Consider the following 17649-nt stretch of genomic DNA (forward strand, 5'->3'; position numbering starts at 1 on the left):
GGCGGACAAGGCGCGGGCGCGGATCGCGTTCCCGTCAGGCCCCCGCCACCGTGCCGGAGACGCGCGCCGAGAAGCCGTCGGCCAGTTCGAGCCAGAGGAAGCGGGCCGGATCGACCGGCCCCGGCAGGACGAGCCGGCCGGGCGGCACGGGGGCGAAGCCGAAGCGGGCGTAGAAGGACGCGTCGCCCACCAGGATCACGAGGCCCTCGCCGGCCGCCCGCGCGGCGTCGAGGGCCGCCCGCATCAGGCTGGAGCCGACGCCGCGGCCCTCGAAGCTCGGATCGACCGCGAGCGGCCCGAGCGCCAGGAAGGCCGGCCCCTCTGCCCGCACGGCGTTCATCCGCACCGAGCCCGCCAGGAAGCCGCCGACCGAGGCGGTGACGCTGAGATCCGCCCGGTGCGCGATCCCCTCGCGCAGCCGGTAGGCGGTGCGGGCGTAGCGGCCCGGCCCGAAGGCGCGGGCGTGCAGGCGCCCGATCGCCCCGTCGTCGTCGGGGTGCTCGGGCCGGATGACGAGGGAGAGGGCGGACACGGGGGCGACGGACTCCGGGACAGGCCGGCGCGGTAGCAGCGCCGGGGCCGCGGGGCAAATCGAGGCGGGCAGGCGGACACGCTGCGCGGTCTCCCGCCCCCATCTGCGGGCACGGCGATCGCATATGCCGAGCGAGCCCCGAGGCGGATAGAGCGCGGGTCCCCTCTCCCGTGCGGGAGAGGTCTGCTTTCGCAGAAAGCCGGGTGAGGGACCCGGAAGCCTTACGGAGAGGACGCTGCGGTTCCGCGGCAGCCTCCAGCCCTCTCCGTAGAGTTCTCATCCCTCACCCCAACCCTCTCCCGCACGGGAGAGGGAGCGCGTGGCGGTTCTCGCCCGATCCGAGAGCTGACGCGCGCGGAGATCTCAGGTCGCGCGCGCGGAGAAATCGATGCGCGGGTCGATCCAGACGTAGATCAGGTCCGACAGCAGGTTCACCGCGAGCCCGAGCAGCGAGAAGATGTAGAGGGTCGCGAACACCACCGGGTAGTCGCGCCCCGTGATCGACCGGAAGGAGAGTTCGCCCAGGCCGTCCAGGCTGAAGATCGTCTCGATGAGGAGCGAGCCGGTGAAGAAGGCCGAGATGAAGGCGCCGGGAAAGCCCGCGATCACGATCAGCATCGCGTTGCGGAAGACGTGGCCGTAGAGGACGCGGCGCTCGGACAGACCCTTCATCCGGGCGGTGAGCACGTACTGCTTGCGGATCTCGTCGAGGAAGGAGTTCTTGGTCAGAAGCGTCGCGGTCGCGAAGGCGCCGATGACGAGCGCGGTCAGCGGCAGAGCCATGTGCCAGGCGTAGTCCGTGACCTTGTGCCAGGGCGAGAAGGTCTCCCAGCCCTCGCTGACGAGGCCGCGCAGCGGAAACAGCTGAAAGAACGAGCCGCCCGCGAACAGGATGATCAGCATCAGCCCGAACATGAAGCCCGGCACCGCGTAGCCGATGATGACCACGAAGGAGGTCCAGCGGTCGAACCGGGTGCCGTCGCGCACCGCCTTGGCGATGCCGAGCGGGATCGAGATCGCGTAGGACAGGAGCGTCATCCAGAGGCCCAGCGACACCGAGACCGGCAGTCGCTCGCGGATCAGCTCGATCACGCTGACATCGCGGAAATAGCTGCGCCCGAAGTCGAACCGGGCATAGTCCCAGATCATCTTCAGGAAGCGCTCGTAGGCCGGTTTGTCGAAGCCGTACTGCTTCTCGAGCTTGGCGATGAAGTCGGGGCTCAGGCCCTGCGCGCCGCGGTACTTCGAGGTGTTCTCCGTACCGCCTGAGCGAGCCGCCCCGCCGAAATCGCCGGCGCCTCCGGTAACGCGCGACATGGTGGCGTCGCCCTGGCCCTGGAGTTGGGCGATCACCCGCTCGACGGGACCGCCGGGGGCGAACTGCACGATCACGAAGGTGATGAGCAGGATGCCGAGCACGGTCGGCACCATCAGGGCGACGCGGCGCAGGATGTAGCCGAGCATCGGGGTCCCCTAAGGATTGCTGCCGCCGCGGGCCTCGGCCCACCAGGTCGCGGGGACGCCGAGATCGTAGTCCGGACCCGCCTCGGGCCGGCCGAACCCCTCCCAGACCGCGACGCGGTGGACGCCCGAATACCACATCGGCACCCAGTAGCGCCCCGCCCGGAGCACCCGGTCGAGGGCGCGGGCGGCGTGGCGCAGCGCCTCGCGCGAGGTTGCGCCCGCGACCGCCTCCAGCAGGGCGTCGACCGCCGGATCATTGACGCCCGCGAGGTTGTTCGAACCCTTCACGCCCGCCGCGCGCCCGCCGTACATCTGGCGCAGCTCCGGCCCCGGCGTCGGCCCGGAGGAGAAGCGGCGCGAGGTCACGTCGAAGTCGAAGTCGTTGACCCGGGCCTGGTACTGCGAGGGATCGACGTTGCGGATCGCGGCGCGGATCCCGACGAGGCCGAGATTGCGGATGAAGGCCTGGGTGTGGGGCTCCAGGCTCGGGTCGAAATCAAGGAACTCGATCGCGAAGGGTTGTCCGTCCGGCAGGAGCAGGCTGCCGCCGGAGCGCGTGCAGCCGGCCTCGCGCAGGAGCGCGTCGGCGCGGCGCAGCAGCACCCGGTCCTGGCCCGAGCCGTCCGCCACGGGCGGGCTCCAGGGCTCGCCGAAGACCTCCGCGGGCAGCCGGTCGCGCAGGGGCTCGAGCAGCGCCATCTCCTCGGAGGAGGGCGGTCCCTCCGTCTTCAGGTCGGAATTCTCGAAGAACGAGACGGTGCGCGTGTAGGCGCCGAACATCAGGTTCCTGTTCATCCAGGGAAAGTCGAGGCAGAGGTTGACCGCCTCGCGGATCTTCCGGTCCCTGAACTGGGGCCGGCGCGTGTTGAGCCACCACCCCTGCGTGCCCGAGGGGCGCCGGTCCGGCACGGTGAGGCGGCGCACCCGGCCCTCGGCAACGGCCGGGAAGTCGTAGGCGGTCGCCCAGAGCCGGGCCACGAACTCCTCGCGGAACGTGTAGGCCCGCGCCTTGAAGGCCTCCATGGCGACGTTGCGATCGCGGAAGTACTCGTACCGGATCTCGTCGAAGTTGTGCTGGCCGACGTTCACCGGCAGATCGGCCGCCCAGTAGTCGGCCACCCGCTCCAGGCCGATCGCCCGGCCGGCATCGACGCGCGCGACCCGGTAGGGCCCGGAGCCCAGGATCGGCTCCATCGTCGCGGCCTCGAAGTCGCGGGTCCCCCACCACGCCCGCGAGAAGATCGGCAGCTGCGCCACGGTGAGCGGCAGGTCGCGGGCGCGGCCGGGACTGAACCGCACCACCAGAACCCCGTCCTCCGCGGCCGTGGCCTCCGCCATGTCGCGGATTTCCTGCGCGATCGCCGGGTGGCCGTGGTCGCGGAGCGTGGTGAGCGAGAAGGCGGCGTCGTGCGCGGTGAGCGTGGTGCCGTCGTGGAAGCGCGCCTGCGGGCGAAGCCGGAAGGTGTAGGTCAGCCCGTCGGCGCTCGCCGCGACCGAGCGGGCGACGAGGCCGTAGAGCGCGTCCGGCTCGTCGAGCGCGCGCACCATCAGGCTGTCGAAGGTCAGGTTGATCCCCGCCGCCCCGTCGCCGCGCAGCACGTAGGGATTGAGCGTGTTGAAGGTGTTGAAGCTCTGGTTGCCGAAGGTCTGGGAGAGCAGCGCGGCGAAGCGCCCGCCCCGCGGCGCCTCCGGGTTCACGTAGGCGAACCGGGCGAAGTCGGCCGGGTACTTGAGCTCGCCGAAGCTCGACATCCCGTGCCTCTCGCCGTGCCGCTCCGCCGTCGCGCCGGGGGCGGCCGCGGGCACGGCCGGGACGCCCGGCGCGTCCCCGGCGCGGGCGCCCCGCGCCAGCAGCGCCAGCGCCCCGGCCCCCAGGACGAGGCGGCGGCTCGGCCGCATCAGCGCGGCGCCCCGGTCTTGGCGGCCAGGGCCTCGTCGTACCACCAGGTCTGCGGGAAGCCCGAGCCGCCGTAGGCCGGCAGCGTCGCGGGGCGGGCGAAGCGGTTCCAGCGCAGAGTCCGGCTGACCCCGGAGGCCCATTGCGGCACCACGTAGTTGTGGGCGAGCAGCACCCGGTCGAGGGCGCGCGTCGCCGCGACGAGACCGGGCCGGTCCTTCGCGAAGATCACCCGCTCGATGAGCGCGTCGATGCCCGGGTCCTTGATGCCCGCGACGTTGCTCGAGCCCTGCCGGTCGGCGGCGGCCGAGCCCCAATGGTCGCGCTGCTCGTTGCCGGGCGAGAGCGATTCGCCCCAGGAATGGATGATCGCGTCGAAGTCGAAGGCGCGCACCCGGTTCTGGTACTGGCCCTGGTCGATGATCCGGGGGGTCGCCGTGATGCCGATGGACTTGAGCGAGGCGGCGTAGGGGAGCACCACCCGCTCGAACACGCCTTGCGCGAACAGGATCTCGAAGGCCAGCGGCTCGCCCGTCCGCTTGTCGACCATGCGGCCCTCGCGCAATTCGTAGCCCGCCTCGCGCAGCAGGCGCACCGCCTCGCGCAGGTTCGTGCGCACCGCCTCCGGCGTGTCGCTGACGGGGTTCCGGTAGGGTTCGGTGAAGACGCGCGCCGGGACCTTGTCCTTCACGCCGTCCAGCACCAGCCGCTCCTCGCCCTCGGGCAGGCCGGAGGCGGCGAGTTCCGAGCCATAGAAGTAGGAATCGATGCGCCGGTAGAGCCCGTAGAACAGCGCCCGGTTCATCTCCTCGAAGTTCATCGCGAGGTTGAGGGCGCGGCGCACGCGCTCGTCCTTGAACCGGTCCTTGCGCAGGTTGAATACGAAGGCCTGCATGATGCCGGTGCCGCGGTCGGGAAACTCCTCCTTGACGAGGCGCCCCTCCTTCACGGCCGGGAAGTCGTCGTAGGCGGTGGCCCAGTTGCGGGCGATGTTCTCGCTCCGGAAGTCGTAGAGGTCGCCCTTCAGCGCCTCGACCAGCACGGAGGCATCGCGAAAATACTCGTACCGGATCGTGCCGAAATTGTTGCGGCCGGCATTCACGGGCAGGTCCCGGCCCCAGTAATCCTCGACGCGCTCGTAGGTCGCGGTGCGGCCGGCCTCGAAGCGGGCGAGGCGGTAGGGGCCCGAGCCCAGCGGCGGCTCCAGCGTCGTCTCGGCGACGTTGCGGGCGCGCCCCTGCGCGTCCTTGCCCGTCCACCAGTGCTTCGGCAGCACGCGCAGCTGCCCCACGATCTGAGGCAGTTCGCGGTTGCCCGTCTCCGAGAAGGTGAAGGTGATCTCGCGCGGCCCCGCCGCCTCGGCCTTGGCGACGTTCTGGTAGTAGGCGGCGTAGAGCGGGCTGTTCGCCTTGAAGGCCTCGAAGGACCAGATCACGTCGTCCGTCGTCACCGGCTTGCCGTCGTGCCAGCGGGCCCCCTCGCGCAGCCGGTAGGAGACCGAGCCGAGGTCGGGCGCGACCCGGATCGCCTCGGCGAGCAGCCCGTAGGAGGTGAAGGGCTCGTCGAGCGATTCCGTGGTCAGCGTGTCGTAGATCTGCGCGATGCCGCCCTCGACGTCGCCCTTCAGGCCCGACACCACGAGGTTGAAGCTGTCGAAGCCCCCTTGCGCGCCGAGGCGCACGAGGCCGCCTTTCGGCGCCTTCGGGTCGGCGTAGTCGAAATGCTTGAAGCCCGCCCCGTATTTCGGCGCGCCCATCAGGGTGACGGCGTGGACCCAAGTCCCGGTGTTCTTGCTGCCGGTGTTCTCGCCCGTGGCGGTCGCGGCCGAGGCCGCGGGCTCCTGGGACACGGCTGGGGCACCGAGCCCGGCCAGGAGGAGCGCGGCGGCGAGGAGGCGTGCAATCACGTCGGGGCTGTCTCCGGTTCGGGCGCGGAACGCGGCGCCCGCACAGGCGGCTACTTAGGACGCCGGGGCGTCCGGCGCCAACCCGCGCCCGGAACGGCCGGGCCCGCACTCGAGGCCCGTCCGGTGCGCCGCGCTTCAGTGCAGCGGCCCGGATTCCTGCGTCGCGCCACCGATTTCGAGGAGGATGAGATCGACCAGCAGGCGCAGCGTCGAGGATGGCATCGTCTCCGCGAGCGCGCGCAGTTCGGCGCAGAGGGCCACCACGCGGTCGGCGGAGGGCGGCGCGGCGGCGTTGGCGACGTAGCGCTGGCCCTCCTCGCGGCTCTCCGTGATGTCGATGAGCAACCCGTGCGCGCGCAGGGGCCGGCCCTCCGCGTCGAGATAGGCCCGCCCGCGGCTCAGGACCCAGCGCACACCGCCGTCCGGCCCGCGCACCCGGTACTCGGCCAGGATCACGCCGCCGGTCTCCACCGCGCGCTGCATCCCGGCCATCACCCAGTCGAGGTCGTCCGGGTGGATGCCGGCGGTGGCCGCGGGACCGCTGAGTTCCCGCCCGGCGAGGCCGGCATCGCCCGCGAGGAGTGCCGCGGCGCCCGCGTCGAAGAGGACCGTGCGGCGCGTCACATACCAGTCCCAAGTGCCGACGATGCCGGAGGCATCGAGCACCCGGCGCAGATCCGGGACATGCCCCGCCGCTCCCTCGCTCCCTGTCACACGCACGCGCCCCGCTCCTGTTCGCCACTGAGTATACGCCGGAGAGCCAGCCTTGTGTTCCCGCATACGCAGCCCATTGTCTGCGCAGACGACGCGACGCGGCAAGATGCTGTACCGGAAAACAGGCCCGCGTGCTCCCGCGACCACGGGGCGCCTGGACCCGGTCCGGCCCCGGGGCGGGGGGCGTCGCTCCCTCTCAGACAGTCCCTCCCGAACGGTCCTGTTGGACAGGTCCTAATGGTCAGGTCGTCCCGAGAGGGTCGGGCCTCTCCCCGGTCCTGGCTTTCGTCCCCGGCCGTGCGATGTTGGGACGCAGGCAGGACGAGTCCGAACGCATGACGAGCCGCATCACCGACATCCCCGGCATCCGCGTCGGCCACGCGAGCGACCTGCGCGCCGCGACCGGCGTGACCGCGATCCTGTTCGACGGCCCCGTCACCGCGGCGGTCGACGTGCGCGGCGGGGGACCGGGGACCCGTGAGACCGACCTGCTCGACCCGGAGCGCACGGTGGAGGGCATCGACGCCCTCGTGCTCTCCGGCGGCTCGGCCTACGGGCTCGACGCGGCGGCGGGCGCGGTCGCGTGGCTCGCCGAGCAGGGCAGGGGCTTTCGCGTCGGCGGCGGGAAGGATTGCGAGGCGGGTGGCATACGCGTGCCGATCGTGCCGGCCGCGATCCTGTTCGACCTCCTCAACGGCGGCGACAAGGCCTGGGGCCGCTTCCCGCCCTACCGCGAGCTCGGCTACGCGGCCGCGCGGGACGCGGGCACGGACTTCGCCCTCGGCTCGGTCGGGGCGGGCACGGGCGCGCGCACCGGCAACCTCAAGGGCGGGGTCGGCTCCGCCTCGGCCACGGTCGCCGGAACCGGGTTCCGGGTGGGCGGGCTCGCGGCGGTGAACGCCTTCGGCCGGGTCACGGTCGGCGACGGCCCGCATTTCTGGGCCGCCCCCTACGAGCGCGGGGCCGAGTTCGGCGGTCTCGGATGGCCGGCGCGGCTCTCCGCGGACGCGCTCGCCTTCCCGGCCCGCGCCCTCCCGGGCGGGGCCACGACCCTCGCCGTCGTGGCGACCGACGCGCGGCTGACCAAGGCCCAGGCGCGCCGCCTCGCCGTGACCGCGCAGGACGGGCTCGCCCGGGCGATCCAGCCGGTGCACACCCCCCTCGACGGTGACGTCGTCTTCGCGGTGGCGACGGGGGCGGTCCCGCTCGCCGATCCGGTGATCGACCTCGCGCGCCTGGGCGACGCGGCCGCGCAGGTGCTCGCCCGCGCCGTGGCGCTCGGCGTCCACGCCGCCGCGAGCCTGCCTGGGCACGCGCCCGCGGCCCCGCTCGCCCTGGAGGGCCTGCCCCCGGCGTGGCGCGACCGCTTCGGCGGATGAGCGTCCCGACGGATGTCGAGACAAAAGCGATACGTTGTCAGGACTGGTGTTCGGCGAAACGGATCTATTGTTTCGTAACAGCCCCGGCCGGGGGACGGTCACGACCGTGCGCGATTGCGGGCCGGCGGCCCGCCGCGGACGCGCTGGGCCGGTGCGGCGGGGTCGATCGGGCGTCGGGATCTGGACTTTCCTCCGATTGACAGGGCGCGGCGGCGCGCCCGAGTCCGGGATCGCCTGCGGCGAGCCCGGCGGGCGCACCGCCGGGACGCTTGCGGCCCCTGCACGGGCAGGGCATGACATCCGGGACAAGTCCGGCTGCGCGGCGTTTCCCGCGAACGATCGGGCACCATTCAGGGAAGAAGCGTGATGAGCGAGAAGGTCGTCGCCGTTCAGGATGCTTGGCGCCAGGGCGCCCACGTGGACGATGCCAAGTATCAGGAGATGTACCGTGCCTCCGTGTCCGATCCGGACGGGTTCTGGGGCGAGCACGGCCGGCGCATCGACTGGATGACGCCGTTCACCAAGGTGAAGGACACGAGCTTCGCCCCGGGCAACGTCTCGATCAAGTGGTTCGACGACGGCAAGACCAACGTCGCCTACAACTGCATCGACCGTCACCTCGAGACCCGCGGCGACCAGACCGCGATCATCTGGGAGGGCGACGACCCGAACGAGTCGCGGCACATCACCTACCGGGAGCTGCACGCGCAGGTCTGCCGGATGGCCAACGTCCTGCGCAACCGCGGCGTCTCCAAGGGCGACCGGGTGACGATCTACCTGCCGATGATCCCGGAGGCCGCCTACGCGATGCTGGCCTGCGCCCGGCTCGGCGCGATCCACTCCATCGTCTTCGGCGGGTTCTCGCCGGACTCGCTCGCCGCCCGCATCCAGGGCTGCGAGGCCAAGGTGGTGATCACCGCCGACGAGGGGCTGCGCGGCGGCCGCAAGGTGCCGCTCAAGGCCAACGTGGACGCCGCCATCGGCCGCCTGCCGAAGGACGCCGTCGATCACGTCATCGTGGTGCGCCGCACCGGCGGCAGCGTGGCGATGGAGCCGGGGCGCGACGTCTACTACCACGAGGCCGCCGAGCAGGTGACCGACGCCTGCCCGGCCGAGGCGGTGGAGGCCGAGCACCCGCTCTTCATCCTCTACACCTCGGGCTCGACCGGCCAGCCGAAGGGCGTGGTGCACACCACCGGCGGCTACCTCGTCTACGCCGCGATGACGCACGAATACGTGTTCGATTACCGCGAGGGCGACGTCTACTGGTGCACGGCCGACGTCGGCTGGGTCACGGGCCACAGCTACATCGTCTACGGGCCGCTGGCGAACGGCGCGACCACGCTGATGTTCGAGGGCATCCCGACCTATCCCACGAACGCCCGCTTCTGGGAGGTGATCGACAAGCACAAGGTCAACATCTTCTACACGGCGCCGACCGCCATCCGCTCGCTGATGGGTGCGGGCGAGGGCCCGGTGAAGACGACCTCCCGCGCCTCGCTCCGCGTGCTCGGCTCGGTCGGCGAGCCGATCAACCCGGAGGCCTGGGACTGGTACTACCGGGTGGTCGGCGATTCCCGCTGCCCGATCGTCGATACGTGGTGGCAGACCGAGACCGGCGGCATCCTGATCACCCCGCTGCCCGGCGCCACCGCGCTCAAGCCCGGCTCGGCGACGCGCCCCTTCTTCGGCGTGCAACCGGTGATGGTCGATGCCGAGGGCAAGGAGATCGCGGGTCCCTGCGAGGGCAACCTCTGCATCAAGGATTCCTGGCCCGGGCAGATGCGCACGGTCTACGGCGACCACGAGCGCTTCGAGCAGACCTACTTCTCGACCTACCCGAACCTCTATTTCACAGGCGACGGCGCGCGCCGCGACGCGGACGGCTTCTACTGGATCACGGGCCGCGTGGACGACGTCATCAACGTCTCGGGCCACCGCATGGGCACGGCCGAGGTCGAATCCTCGCTCGTGGCCCACGCCAAGGTGGCGGAGGCGGCAGTGGTCGGCTTCCCGCACAACGTGAAGGGCCAGGGCATCTACGCCTACGTCACCCTCAACGAGGGCGAGGAGGGCGACGAGGCGCTCCGCAAGGAACTCGTCGCCTGGGTGCGCAAGGATATCGGGCCGATCGCCTCGCCCGACCTGATCCAGTTCGCGCCAGGTCTGCCCAAGACCCGCTCGGGCAAGATCATGCGCCGCATCCTGCGCAAGATCGCCGAGGACGACTTCTCGACGCTCGGCGACACCTCGACGCTCGCCGACCCGGCCGTCGTCGACGACCTGATCGAGAACCGGCAGAACCGGGCGTAGCGATGCTCCCGGCGCCGGGCCGGCGAGGATCGGCCGGCGTCGCCGCGCGGCGACATCTGTAACGGGATGCGGCTCCGGCTCTGATCCGGGGCCGTTTTCGCGCGTCTACCGATGAGACCCAGACCTGTCCCGCGCGATCTCAATAAAAGCTGCTACGCGCGAACGGGATATGTTAATCCTCGCGCCGACGTGATTATCGCTTTTGCGTGATGCGCGGCAGAACTGCATCGCGAAGCCTGGGGGACGGATCCGCCGGTGCCCGCGCCGGACCGCCCGAGAAGAACAAGGCTGCCATCATCGACGAGGCCGGGTCGCGCCGACATTCGGAGGAGTACGCCATGAGTAGAGGAACCACCCTGGGCTCCGTGGGGACCGGCCCCGCGGCGAGCGCGCCGCGGAGCATCGGTGCCGAGCCCGTCTCGTCCACCGACCGCATCGCCCGCAGCCCGCTCTTCCAGCAGCTCGTCGCCGAGCGGACCCGCTTCGGCTGGACGCTCACCGCGGCAATGCTGGTGGTCTATTTCGGCTTCATCGGGCTGATCGCCTTCGACAAGTCGCTGCTCGCCGTGAAGGTCGGCTCGACCAGCACGCTCGGCCTCGTGCTCGGCGTGTTCGTGATCCTGTTCGCCTTCGTGCTCACGGGCCTCTACGTCGCGCGCGCCAACACCCGCTACGACGCGCTGAGCGCCGAGCTGAAGCGGAGCCTCGGCCAATGATCCGCGCCGCGCTCCTCCTCCTCGCGTCGCTGGCCGCCGGCCCGGCGCTCGCCGCCGGCCCCGACCTCGGCGCCGTGCAGCAGCAGGCCACGAACTGGCCCGCCATCGTGATGTTCCTGTTCTTCGTGCTGCTCACGCTCGGCATCACCTACCGGGCGGCGAAGGGCTCGAAGTCGGCAGCCGACTTCTACGCCGCGGGCGGCGGCATCTCGGCCCGCACCAACGCGCTGGCGATCGCGGGCGACTACATGTCGGCGGCCTCGTTCCTGGGCATCTCGGGCCTCGTCTACACGTCGGGCTTCGACGGGCTGATCTACTCGACGGGCTTCCTGGTCGGCTGGCCGATCGTGCTGTTCCTGATCGCCGAGCGCCTGCGCAACCTCGGCAAGTTCACCTTCGCGGACGTGGCGAGCTTCCGCCTCGACCAGACCGCGATCCGCATCATCTCGGCGACCGGCACGCTCGTCGTGGTGGCCTTCTACCTGATCGCCCAGATGGTCGGCGCGGGGAAGCTGATCCAGCTCCTGTTCGGCCTGCCCTACCTCTACGCGGTGATCATCGTGGGCGTGCTGATGATCGTCTACGTCGCCTTCGGGGGCATGAAGGCGACCACCTGGGTGCAGGTGATCAAGGCCTGCCTGCTGCTCGGCGGCGCCACCTTCATGGCGGGCGCGGTGCTCTACCGCTACGGCTTCAACCCCGAGACGCTGTTCGCGAAGTCCGTCGAGGTCCACCCGAAGGGCGAGGCCATCATGGCGCCCGGCGGCCTGGTCGCGAACCCGGTCGAGGCGATCTCGCTCGGCGTCGGCCTGATGTTCGGCACCGCCGGCCTGCCGCACATCCTGATGCGCTTCTTCACGGTGTCGGACGCCCAGGCCGCCCGCAAGTCGGTGTTCTACGCCACCGGCCTGATCGGCTACTTCTACATCCTCACCTTCATCATCGGCTTCGGCGGCATCGCCCTGCTGATGTCGGATCCGAGCTACTTCAAGCTCGGGCCGGCCGGCGCCTTCGACAAGCTGAAGGACATGGTCGGCGGCACCAACATGGTGGCGGTGAACCTCGCCAACGCTGTCGGCGGCCCATACTTCCTGGGCTTCATCTCGGCGGTCGCCTTCGCGACGATCCTCGCCGTCGTGGCGGGCCTGACCCTCGCCGGGGCGAGCGCCGTGAGCCACGACCTCTACGCCCAGGTGATCGCCCGAGGTCGCACCACCGAGGCGCACGAGGTCAACCTCTCGAAGATCGCCGCGGTGGTGATCGGCGTCGTGGCGATCTGGCTCGGCTACGTGTTCGAGAACCAGAACGTCGCCTTCATGGTCGGCCTCGCCTTCTCGGTCGCGGCCTCGTGCAACTTCCCCGTGCTCGCCATGTCGATCCTGTGGCGGGGCACCACCACCTGGGGCGCACTCGCGGGCGGCCTCGTCGGCCTCGTCGCGGCGGTCGTCATGGTGGTGCTGTCGAAGGCGGTCTGGGTGGCCACGCTCGGCAATCCGGCCCCGCTCTTTCCCTACGACAACCCGGCCCTGTTCTCGATGCCGCTCGCCTTCGCGACGATCTGGGTCGTCTCCTCGATCGACCGTTCGCGGCGGGCGGCGCGGGAGCGGGCCGCCTTCGAGGCGCAGTACGTGCGTTCCGAGACCGGCATCGGCGCCGCCGGCGCGCACGCCCACTGAGCGGGCGAAGAGGAGCCTTCGACAGACCAAGACGTGAGGGCGCGGCCGGACGGCCGCGCCCTCGCGCGCGTCTTGAGGCCGCCTCGGGCCCGTCTTGGGCCATCTTGAGGCCGTCTTGGGCGCGGCCCGGGCACATCTGCGGCGGATCGCCCCGTTACAGATGCGGAAATTCTGTCGACCGCGCACCGTTCGCGGCGATTTACCTATTGGGCGGTTCCAAGGCATGCGGTAACAAGATTGTGCACATGCGCTGAGCGCATGAAGGCGGGACGAAGCCGGCCAACCGGACGCCCGTGCACGCGATGTTTTGGAGGATCGACAACAATGGCTGTGGCAACCGCAGTACCGCGGGCCGGGGACTCGGCAAGGCCGATGACCGCAGGCGAGAAGAAGGTCATCATGGCCTCCTCGCTCGGCACCGTCTTCGAGTGGTACGACTTCTTCCTCTACGGCTCGCTCGCCACCGTCATCGGCGCGCAGTTCTTCTCGGCCTACCCGGAAGCCACGCGCAACATCTTCGCGCTGCTCGCCTTCGCGGCCGGCTTCATCGTGCGTCCCTTCGGCGCCCTGGTGTTCGGCCGGCTCGGCGACCTCGTGGGCCGCAAGCACACCTTCCTGGTCACCATCCTGATCATGGGCATCTCGACCTTCGCGGTCGGCCTGCTGCCCTCCTACGCCACCATGAACGCCTACGGCATCGGCTGGGTCGCCCCGGTCACCTTGCTGATCCTGCGCATGCTCCAGGGCCTGGCGCTCGGCGGCGAGTACGGCGGCGCGGCGGTCTACGTGGCCGAGCACGCCCCCCCGGGCCGGCGCGGCTTCTACACCTCGTTCATCCAGGCGACCGCGACGCTCGGCCTGCTGCTCTCGCTGATCATCATCCTGTCGACGCAAGGCTATGTGAACAGCGCCTTCCCGGCGACCACGATCACCAACGCGGACGGCAGCACCAGCACGCTCACGGCCTTCCAGGTCTGGGGCTGGCGCATCCCGTTCATCGTCTCGGTGGCGCTGCTCGCGATCTCGGTCTGGATCCGCCTGCAGATGAACGAGAGCCCGGCCTTCCAGAAGATGAAGGCGGAGGGCACGCACTCCAAGGCGCCGCTCTCCGAGGCCTTCGGCCAGTGGAAGAACGCCAAGTGGGCGCTGCTGGCGCTCCTCGGCCTCACGGCCGGCCAGGCGGTGGTCTGGTACACCGGCCAGTTCTACGCCCTGTTCTTCCTGCAGAGCATCCTGAAGGTCGATCAGTTCACCGCCAACGTGATGGTGGCGTGGTCGCTGATCGCGGTCACCGGCGGGTTCCTGGTCTGCGGCGCCCTCTCGGACAAGGTCGGCCGCAAGCCGATCATCCTGGGCGGCTGCCTGCTCGCCGCGCTCACCTACTTCCCGCTGTTCCACATGCTGACGGCCAACGCCAACCCGGCGCTGCACGCGGCCCAGCAGAACGTGCCGGTGGTGGTGAAGACGAACACCGCCGAGTGCTCGTTCCAGTTCAACCCGGTCGGCACGGCCAAGTTCACCAAGGAGTGCGACGTCGCCAAGGCGCTGCTCGCCCGCTCGGCCGTGAACTACACCACCGAGAACCAGCCGGCCGGCAGCCCGACCGTGGTCAGCGTCAGCGGGAAGGACTTCCCCGTCGCCGACCCGGCCTTCGCCAAGTCGGTCTCGGCCGCGCTCACCGAGGCCGGCTACCCCTCGGCCTCGAACCCGACGGTGATCAAGGCCGCCCACCCGCTCGACATCTTCACGGGCCAGAAGCTCGCGGTGATCGGCGTCCTGTTCATCCTCGCGGTCTACGTGACGATGGTCTACGGCCCGATCGCCGCCGCGCTGGTGGAGCTGTTCCCGACCCGGATCCGCTACACCTCGATGTCGCTGCCCTACCACATCGGCAACGGCTGGTTCGGCGGCCTCCTGCCCGCCACCGCCTTCGCGATGGTGGCCCAGACCGGCGACATCTACTACGGCCTCTGGTACCCGATCGTGATCGCGCTCTTCACCTTCGTGGTGGGCCTGATCTTCATCCCCGAGACGAAGGATCGGGACCTCATGGCCTGATCGAGCCGACCGGCGCGGCGACGCGCCGGGCACGGGAGGAGCGCGCGGGGTTGGGCCGGAAGGCCCGCCCCGTTCGCGTTCGAGGGCTCACCGCACCAGGGCGAGGCGCGGGGCGACCGACCGGTCCGCATCCAGCTCCGCCTCCAGTTCGGCGGCGAGCGCGAGGAAGCGGCGCCGCACCTGCGGAGCGAACGGGTTCTGCCGCTCGATCGCGGCGAACACCTCCGGCGCGTAGTGCCGCACCATGCCGACCGCCTCCATGATCCGCTCGAAGCTGCGGGTGGTCATCCGGGCGGGCAGCGGCTCCATCCGTACCAGCACCTTGGCGACGAGGTGGGTCAGGCCCTGGACCACCGCCATCTCGCGGTCGTGCGCCTCGGGCGTGGTCAGGATCACCTCCAGGCCGAGCAAGCGGCGCAGGAAGGCGGCAGCCCGCAGGCCGCCCCGGCCCCGGACCGGACAGGCGGCGAGTTTCAGGCCGCGGATCCCGTCGCGGGCACTCTGCGGGCCGAAGAGCGGGTGCGTCGCCAGGATCTCCGCGTGGGCGGGCAGTTCCTCGCGCAGGATCGCGGCCGGGACCACCTTGACCGAGCCGACATCGGCCACCAGCGCGCCCGGACGCAGGTGCGGGGCGAGGGCGCGCGCCACCGCCCGCAGGGCCGGGACGGGCGTCGCCAGGATCACGACCGGGCAGGCGGCGGCGGTCGCGAGGTCGGCCGGCACGGCGTCCGGCCCGAAGGCGTCCGCGGCCACGAACGGGTCGTGCGCGAGCACGCGCAGGTGCGGCGCGAGGTGGCGGGCGATCAGGCGGCCGAAGGCGCCGAAGCCGATCAGGCCGACGGAGAGGGCAGGGGTGCTGGGCGGGGGCGACACGGCGGAACCTCGGGGTGAGGCGAGGCCGACGGTCCTCGGGAACGAGACCAGCCGCCGGCGACGCGGGCGGCTGGGCATGACGAGCTCGGCCGCTAGGGAAGCGGCGCGCGATAGAGTCCGGCGAGGCGGGGGCTGGTCATGGGGCCGGCGTGTAGGTCGGCGCGTGGCCGGCCGTCAAGCCGGGGGCGGGGGTCTCGGAGCGCGGAGCGAGGCGGGATAGGGCCTCCCCTCTTCCCCCTTGTCGGGGGCGAGCCGAGCGGCAGCGGCGGTGAGCGAGCGTCCGCACGACAGGGCGCACAGGCCTCTCCCCGCAAACGGGGGGATGATGGGCGCGCCCGATCCAGGGGAGCGCCTCAGACCCCGGTCAGCGCCTCCGGCTCGTCGCGCTGCATCCGGTGCAGGCGGGCGTAGGCCCCCTGCGCGGCCAGCAGGTCGTCGTGGCGCCCGGTCTCGACGACGCGGCCGGCTTCCAACACCACGATCCGGTCGGCCTGCCGGATGGTCGAGAGCCGGTGGGCGATGACGAGGGTGGTGCGGCCCTGCATCAGCCGCGTCAGCGCCGCCTGCACGAGGCGCTCGCTCTCGGCGTCCAGCGCCGAGGTCGCCTCGTCGAGGAGCAGGATCGGCGCGTCCTTCAGGAAGGCGCGGGCGAGCGCGATGCGCTGGCGCTCGCCCCCCGACAGGCGCTGCCCGGCGGGGCCGACGCGGAACCCGTAGCCCTCGGGCAGGCGGGCCACGAAGTCGTGCGCGGCCGCCGCGCGGGCCGCCGCCTCGATCTCGGCCGGGCTCGCGCCCGCCCGGCCGAAGCCGATATTGGCCGCCACCGTGTCGTCGAACAGCGTCACCTCCTGCGAGACAACCGCGACCGCGGCGCGCAGCGAGGCCAGCGTCACGCCCCGCACGTCCTGGCCGTCGATGATGACGCGGCCCTCTGTCGGGTCGTAGAGGCGCGGCACGAGGTTGAGGAGCGAGGACTTGCCCGAGCCCGAGCGCCCGACGAGCGCCGTGGTCGAGCCCGCGGGGACGTCGAGGTCGATGCCCTCCAGTGCCGGCGCATCGGGGCGGTAGCGGAAGCGCAAGCCCGCGAAGCGGATCGCCCCCGCCCCCACCGCCAGCGCCGGCGCACCCGGCGCCTCGCGGATGGTCGGGGCCTCGTCGAGGATGTCGAAGTAGCGCCGCAGGGCGGCGGCCGCCTCCTGCAGGATCGCGTTGAGGGTGCCGAGCGCGCGGGCCGGCTGGGCGGCCAGCAGCAGCGCGGCGACGTAGCCGGTGAAGTCCCCGACCGTGCGCTCGCCCGACATCACCCGCTGGCCGACGAGCGCCAGAACGCCCGCCACCGCGAGGCCGCCGCCGATCTCGAGCAGCGGGTCGAGGCGCCCGCGCGCGTTGGCGGCCTTCATCTTGAGGCGGCGCACCTCGTCGAGGGCGGCGGCCGCCCGCGCCTTGAGGTAGCCCTCCATGCCGTAGGTCTTGGCGACGCGCACGCCCGCGAGGCTCTCCGAGATCAGGCTCGCGGTCGCGCCCATCTGCTCTTGGGTCGTGGTCGAGACCCGCCGGAGCTTCTTGCCGACCCGCCCGATCGGGCCCGCCACGAACGGCACGGTGACGGCGGCCACCAGCGTCAGGACCGGATCCATCCAGACGAGGGCCGCGACGAGCCCCACCAGCATCGCCACGTCGCGCAGCAGCACGGTGGAGATCCGGGTCAGCGCCTCCTTGATGAAGGCGAAGTCGGTCGTGAAGCGCTGCGTGAAGGCCGCCGGGCTCTCGCGCCCGAGTTGGGCGAGGTCCGCCTCGATCAGGTGGCCGTAGAGGGCGGCCTGCATGTCGGCCTCGACCCGGGTGACGACGCGGTTCGTCAGCACGGTCTGGCCGAGCAGCGCGAAGCCGCGAACGGCCGTCACGGCGATCACCACGACCGGCCCGTAGGTCAGGGCGGAGGGGTCCTTGTGGTCGAAGGCGTCGAAGGCCGCCTTGATCAGCGCCGGGTAGAGGCCGGTCGCCGCGCCCACCACCGCGATCAGCACCAGCACGACCGCGAGGGTGCCGCGGTGGGGGGAGAGCCACTCGCGCCAGAGGCGGGCGAGGAGCGGGATCGTGTCGCCCTTCAGGCGCGCCATG

Annotated in this window: 12 protein-coding genes; 5 read left to right on the forward strand and 7 right to left on the reverse strand. The window is 71.4% G+C overall.

The features are described from left to right. Nucleotides 1–34 precede the first annotated feature (34 nt). From MFF56_RS12240 to MFF56_RS12260, 5 genes are all read right to left on the reverse strand, one after another. Nucleotides 35–532 carry a GNAT family N-acetyltransferase gene (locus MFF56_RS12240; RefSeq protein WP_066921960.1) on the reverse strand — a complete coding sequence of 166 codons (498 nt, stop codon included), beginning with the start codon at nucleotides 530–532 and terminating at the stop codon, nucleotides 35–37. 363 nt (nucleotides 533–895) lie between these two features. After that, nucleotides 896–1996 carry a microcin C ABC transporter permease YejB gene (locus tag MFF56_RS12245; protein ID WP_066921307.1) on the reverse strand — a complete coding sequence of 367 codons (1101 nt, stop codon included), beginning with the start codon at nucleotides 1994–1996 and terminating at the stop codon, nucleotides 896–898. Nucleotides 1997–2005: 9 nt separating this feature from the next. Next, the gene (locus tag MFF56_RS12250; RefSeq protein WP_066921305.1) at nucleotides 2006–3895 is read right to left on the reverse strand and encodes an extracellular solute-binding protein; all 1890 of its coding nucleotides are present in this window, start codon (nucleotides 3893–3895) and stop codon (nucleotides 2006–2008) included. Continuing rightward, entirely contained in the window at nucleotides 3895–5799 is a 1905-nt protein-coding gene (locus MFF56_RS12255) for an extracellular solute-binding protein (protein WP_066921303.1), read from the reverse strand. Before MFF56_RS12255 ends, MFF56_RS12250 begins: the two co-directional genes overlap by 1 nt. Before the next feature lie 135 nt (nucleotides 5800–5934). Continuing rightward, nucleotides 5935–6519 (reverse strand): PAS domain-containing protein, encoded by a 585-nt coding sequence (locus MFF56_RS12260; RefSeq protein WP_197430539.1) that lies wholly within the window; start codon nucleotides 6517–6519, stop codon nucleotides 5935–5937. A gap of 329 nt (nucleotides 6520–6848) precedes the next feature. On the opposite strand from MFF56_RS12260, the gene MFF56_RS12265 reads away from it, so the two are divergent. From MFF56_RS12265 to MFF56_RS12285, 5 genes are all read left to right on the forward strand, one after another. Beyond that, nucleotides 6849–7892: a P1 family peptidase gene (locus tag MFF56_RS12265; RefSeq protein WP_066921299.1), complete on the forward strand. Its 1044-nt coding sequence runs from the start codon at nucleotides 6849–6851 to the stop codon at nucleotides 7890–7892. A 366-nt stretch (nucleotides 7893–8258) separates the two neighbouring features. Next, on the forward strand, nucleotides 8259–10205 hold the full coding sequence (gene acs / locus MFF56_RS12270) for an acetate--CoA ligase (RefSeq protein WP_238230068.1): 1947 nt from the start codon (nucleotides 8259–8261) through the stop codon (nucleotides 10203–10205). Between the two features lie 338 nt (nucleotides 10206–10543). Beyond that, nucleotides 10544–10921 carry a DUF485 domain-containing protein gene (locus MFF56_RS12275; RefSeq protein ID WP_066928106.1) on the forward strand — a complete coding sequence of 126 codons (378 nt, stop codon included), beginning with the start codon at nucleotides 10544–10546 and terminating at the stop codon, nucleotides 10919–10921. Then, the gene (locus MFF56_RS12280; protein ID WP_066928108.1) at nucleotides 10918–12597 is read left to right on the forward strand and encodes a cation acetate symporter; all 1680 of its coding nucleotides are present in this window, start codon (nucleotides 10918–10920) and stop codon (nucleotides 12595–12597) included. Before MFF56_RS12275 ends, MFF56_RS12280 begins: the two co-directional genes overlap by 4 nt. A gap of 324 nt (nucleotides 12598–12921) precedes the next feature. Beyond that, the gene (locus tag MFF56_RS12285; RefSeq protein ID WP_066928110.1) at nucleotides 12922–14655 is read left to right on the forward strand and encodes an MFS transporter; all 1734 of its coding nucleotides are present in this window, start codon (nucleotides 12922–12924) and stop codon (nucleotides 14653–14655) included. 87 nt (nucleotides 14656–14742) lie between these two features. Here MFF56_RS12285 and MFF56_RS12290 read toward each other — a convergent pair whose 3' ends face one another. Next, nucleotides 14743–15528 (reverse strand): prephenate dehydrogenase/arogenate dehydrogenase family protein, encoded by a 786-nt coding sequence (locus MFF56_RS12290; RefSeq protein WP_066928112.1) that lies wholly within the window; start codon nucleotides 15526–15528, stop codon nucleotides 14743–14745. A 353-nt stretch (nucleotides 15529–15881) separates the two neighbouring features. Next, on the reverse strand, nucleotides 15882–17648 hold the full coding sequence (locus MFF56_RS12295; RefSeq protein ID WP_238230069.1) for an ABC transporter ATP-binding protein: 1767 nt from the start codon (nucleotides 17646–17648) through the stop codon (nucleotides 15882–15884). Between the last annotated feature and the right edge of the window lies 1 nt (nucleotide 17649).

Origin of the sequence: Methylobacterium hispanicum, from assembly GCF_022179285.1 — a bacterium.
Lineage (GTDB): Bacteria > Pseudomonadota > Alphaproteobacteria > Rhizobiales > Beijerinckiaceae > Methylobacterium > Methylobacterium hispanicum.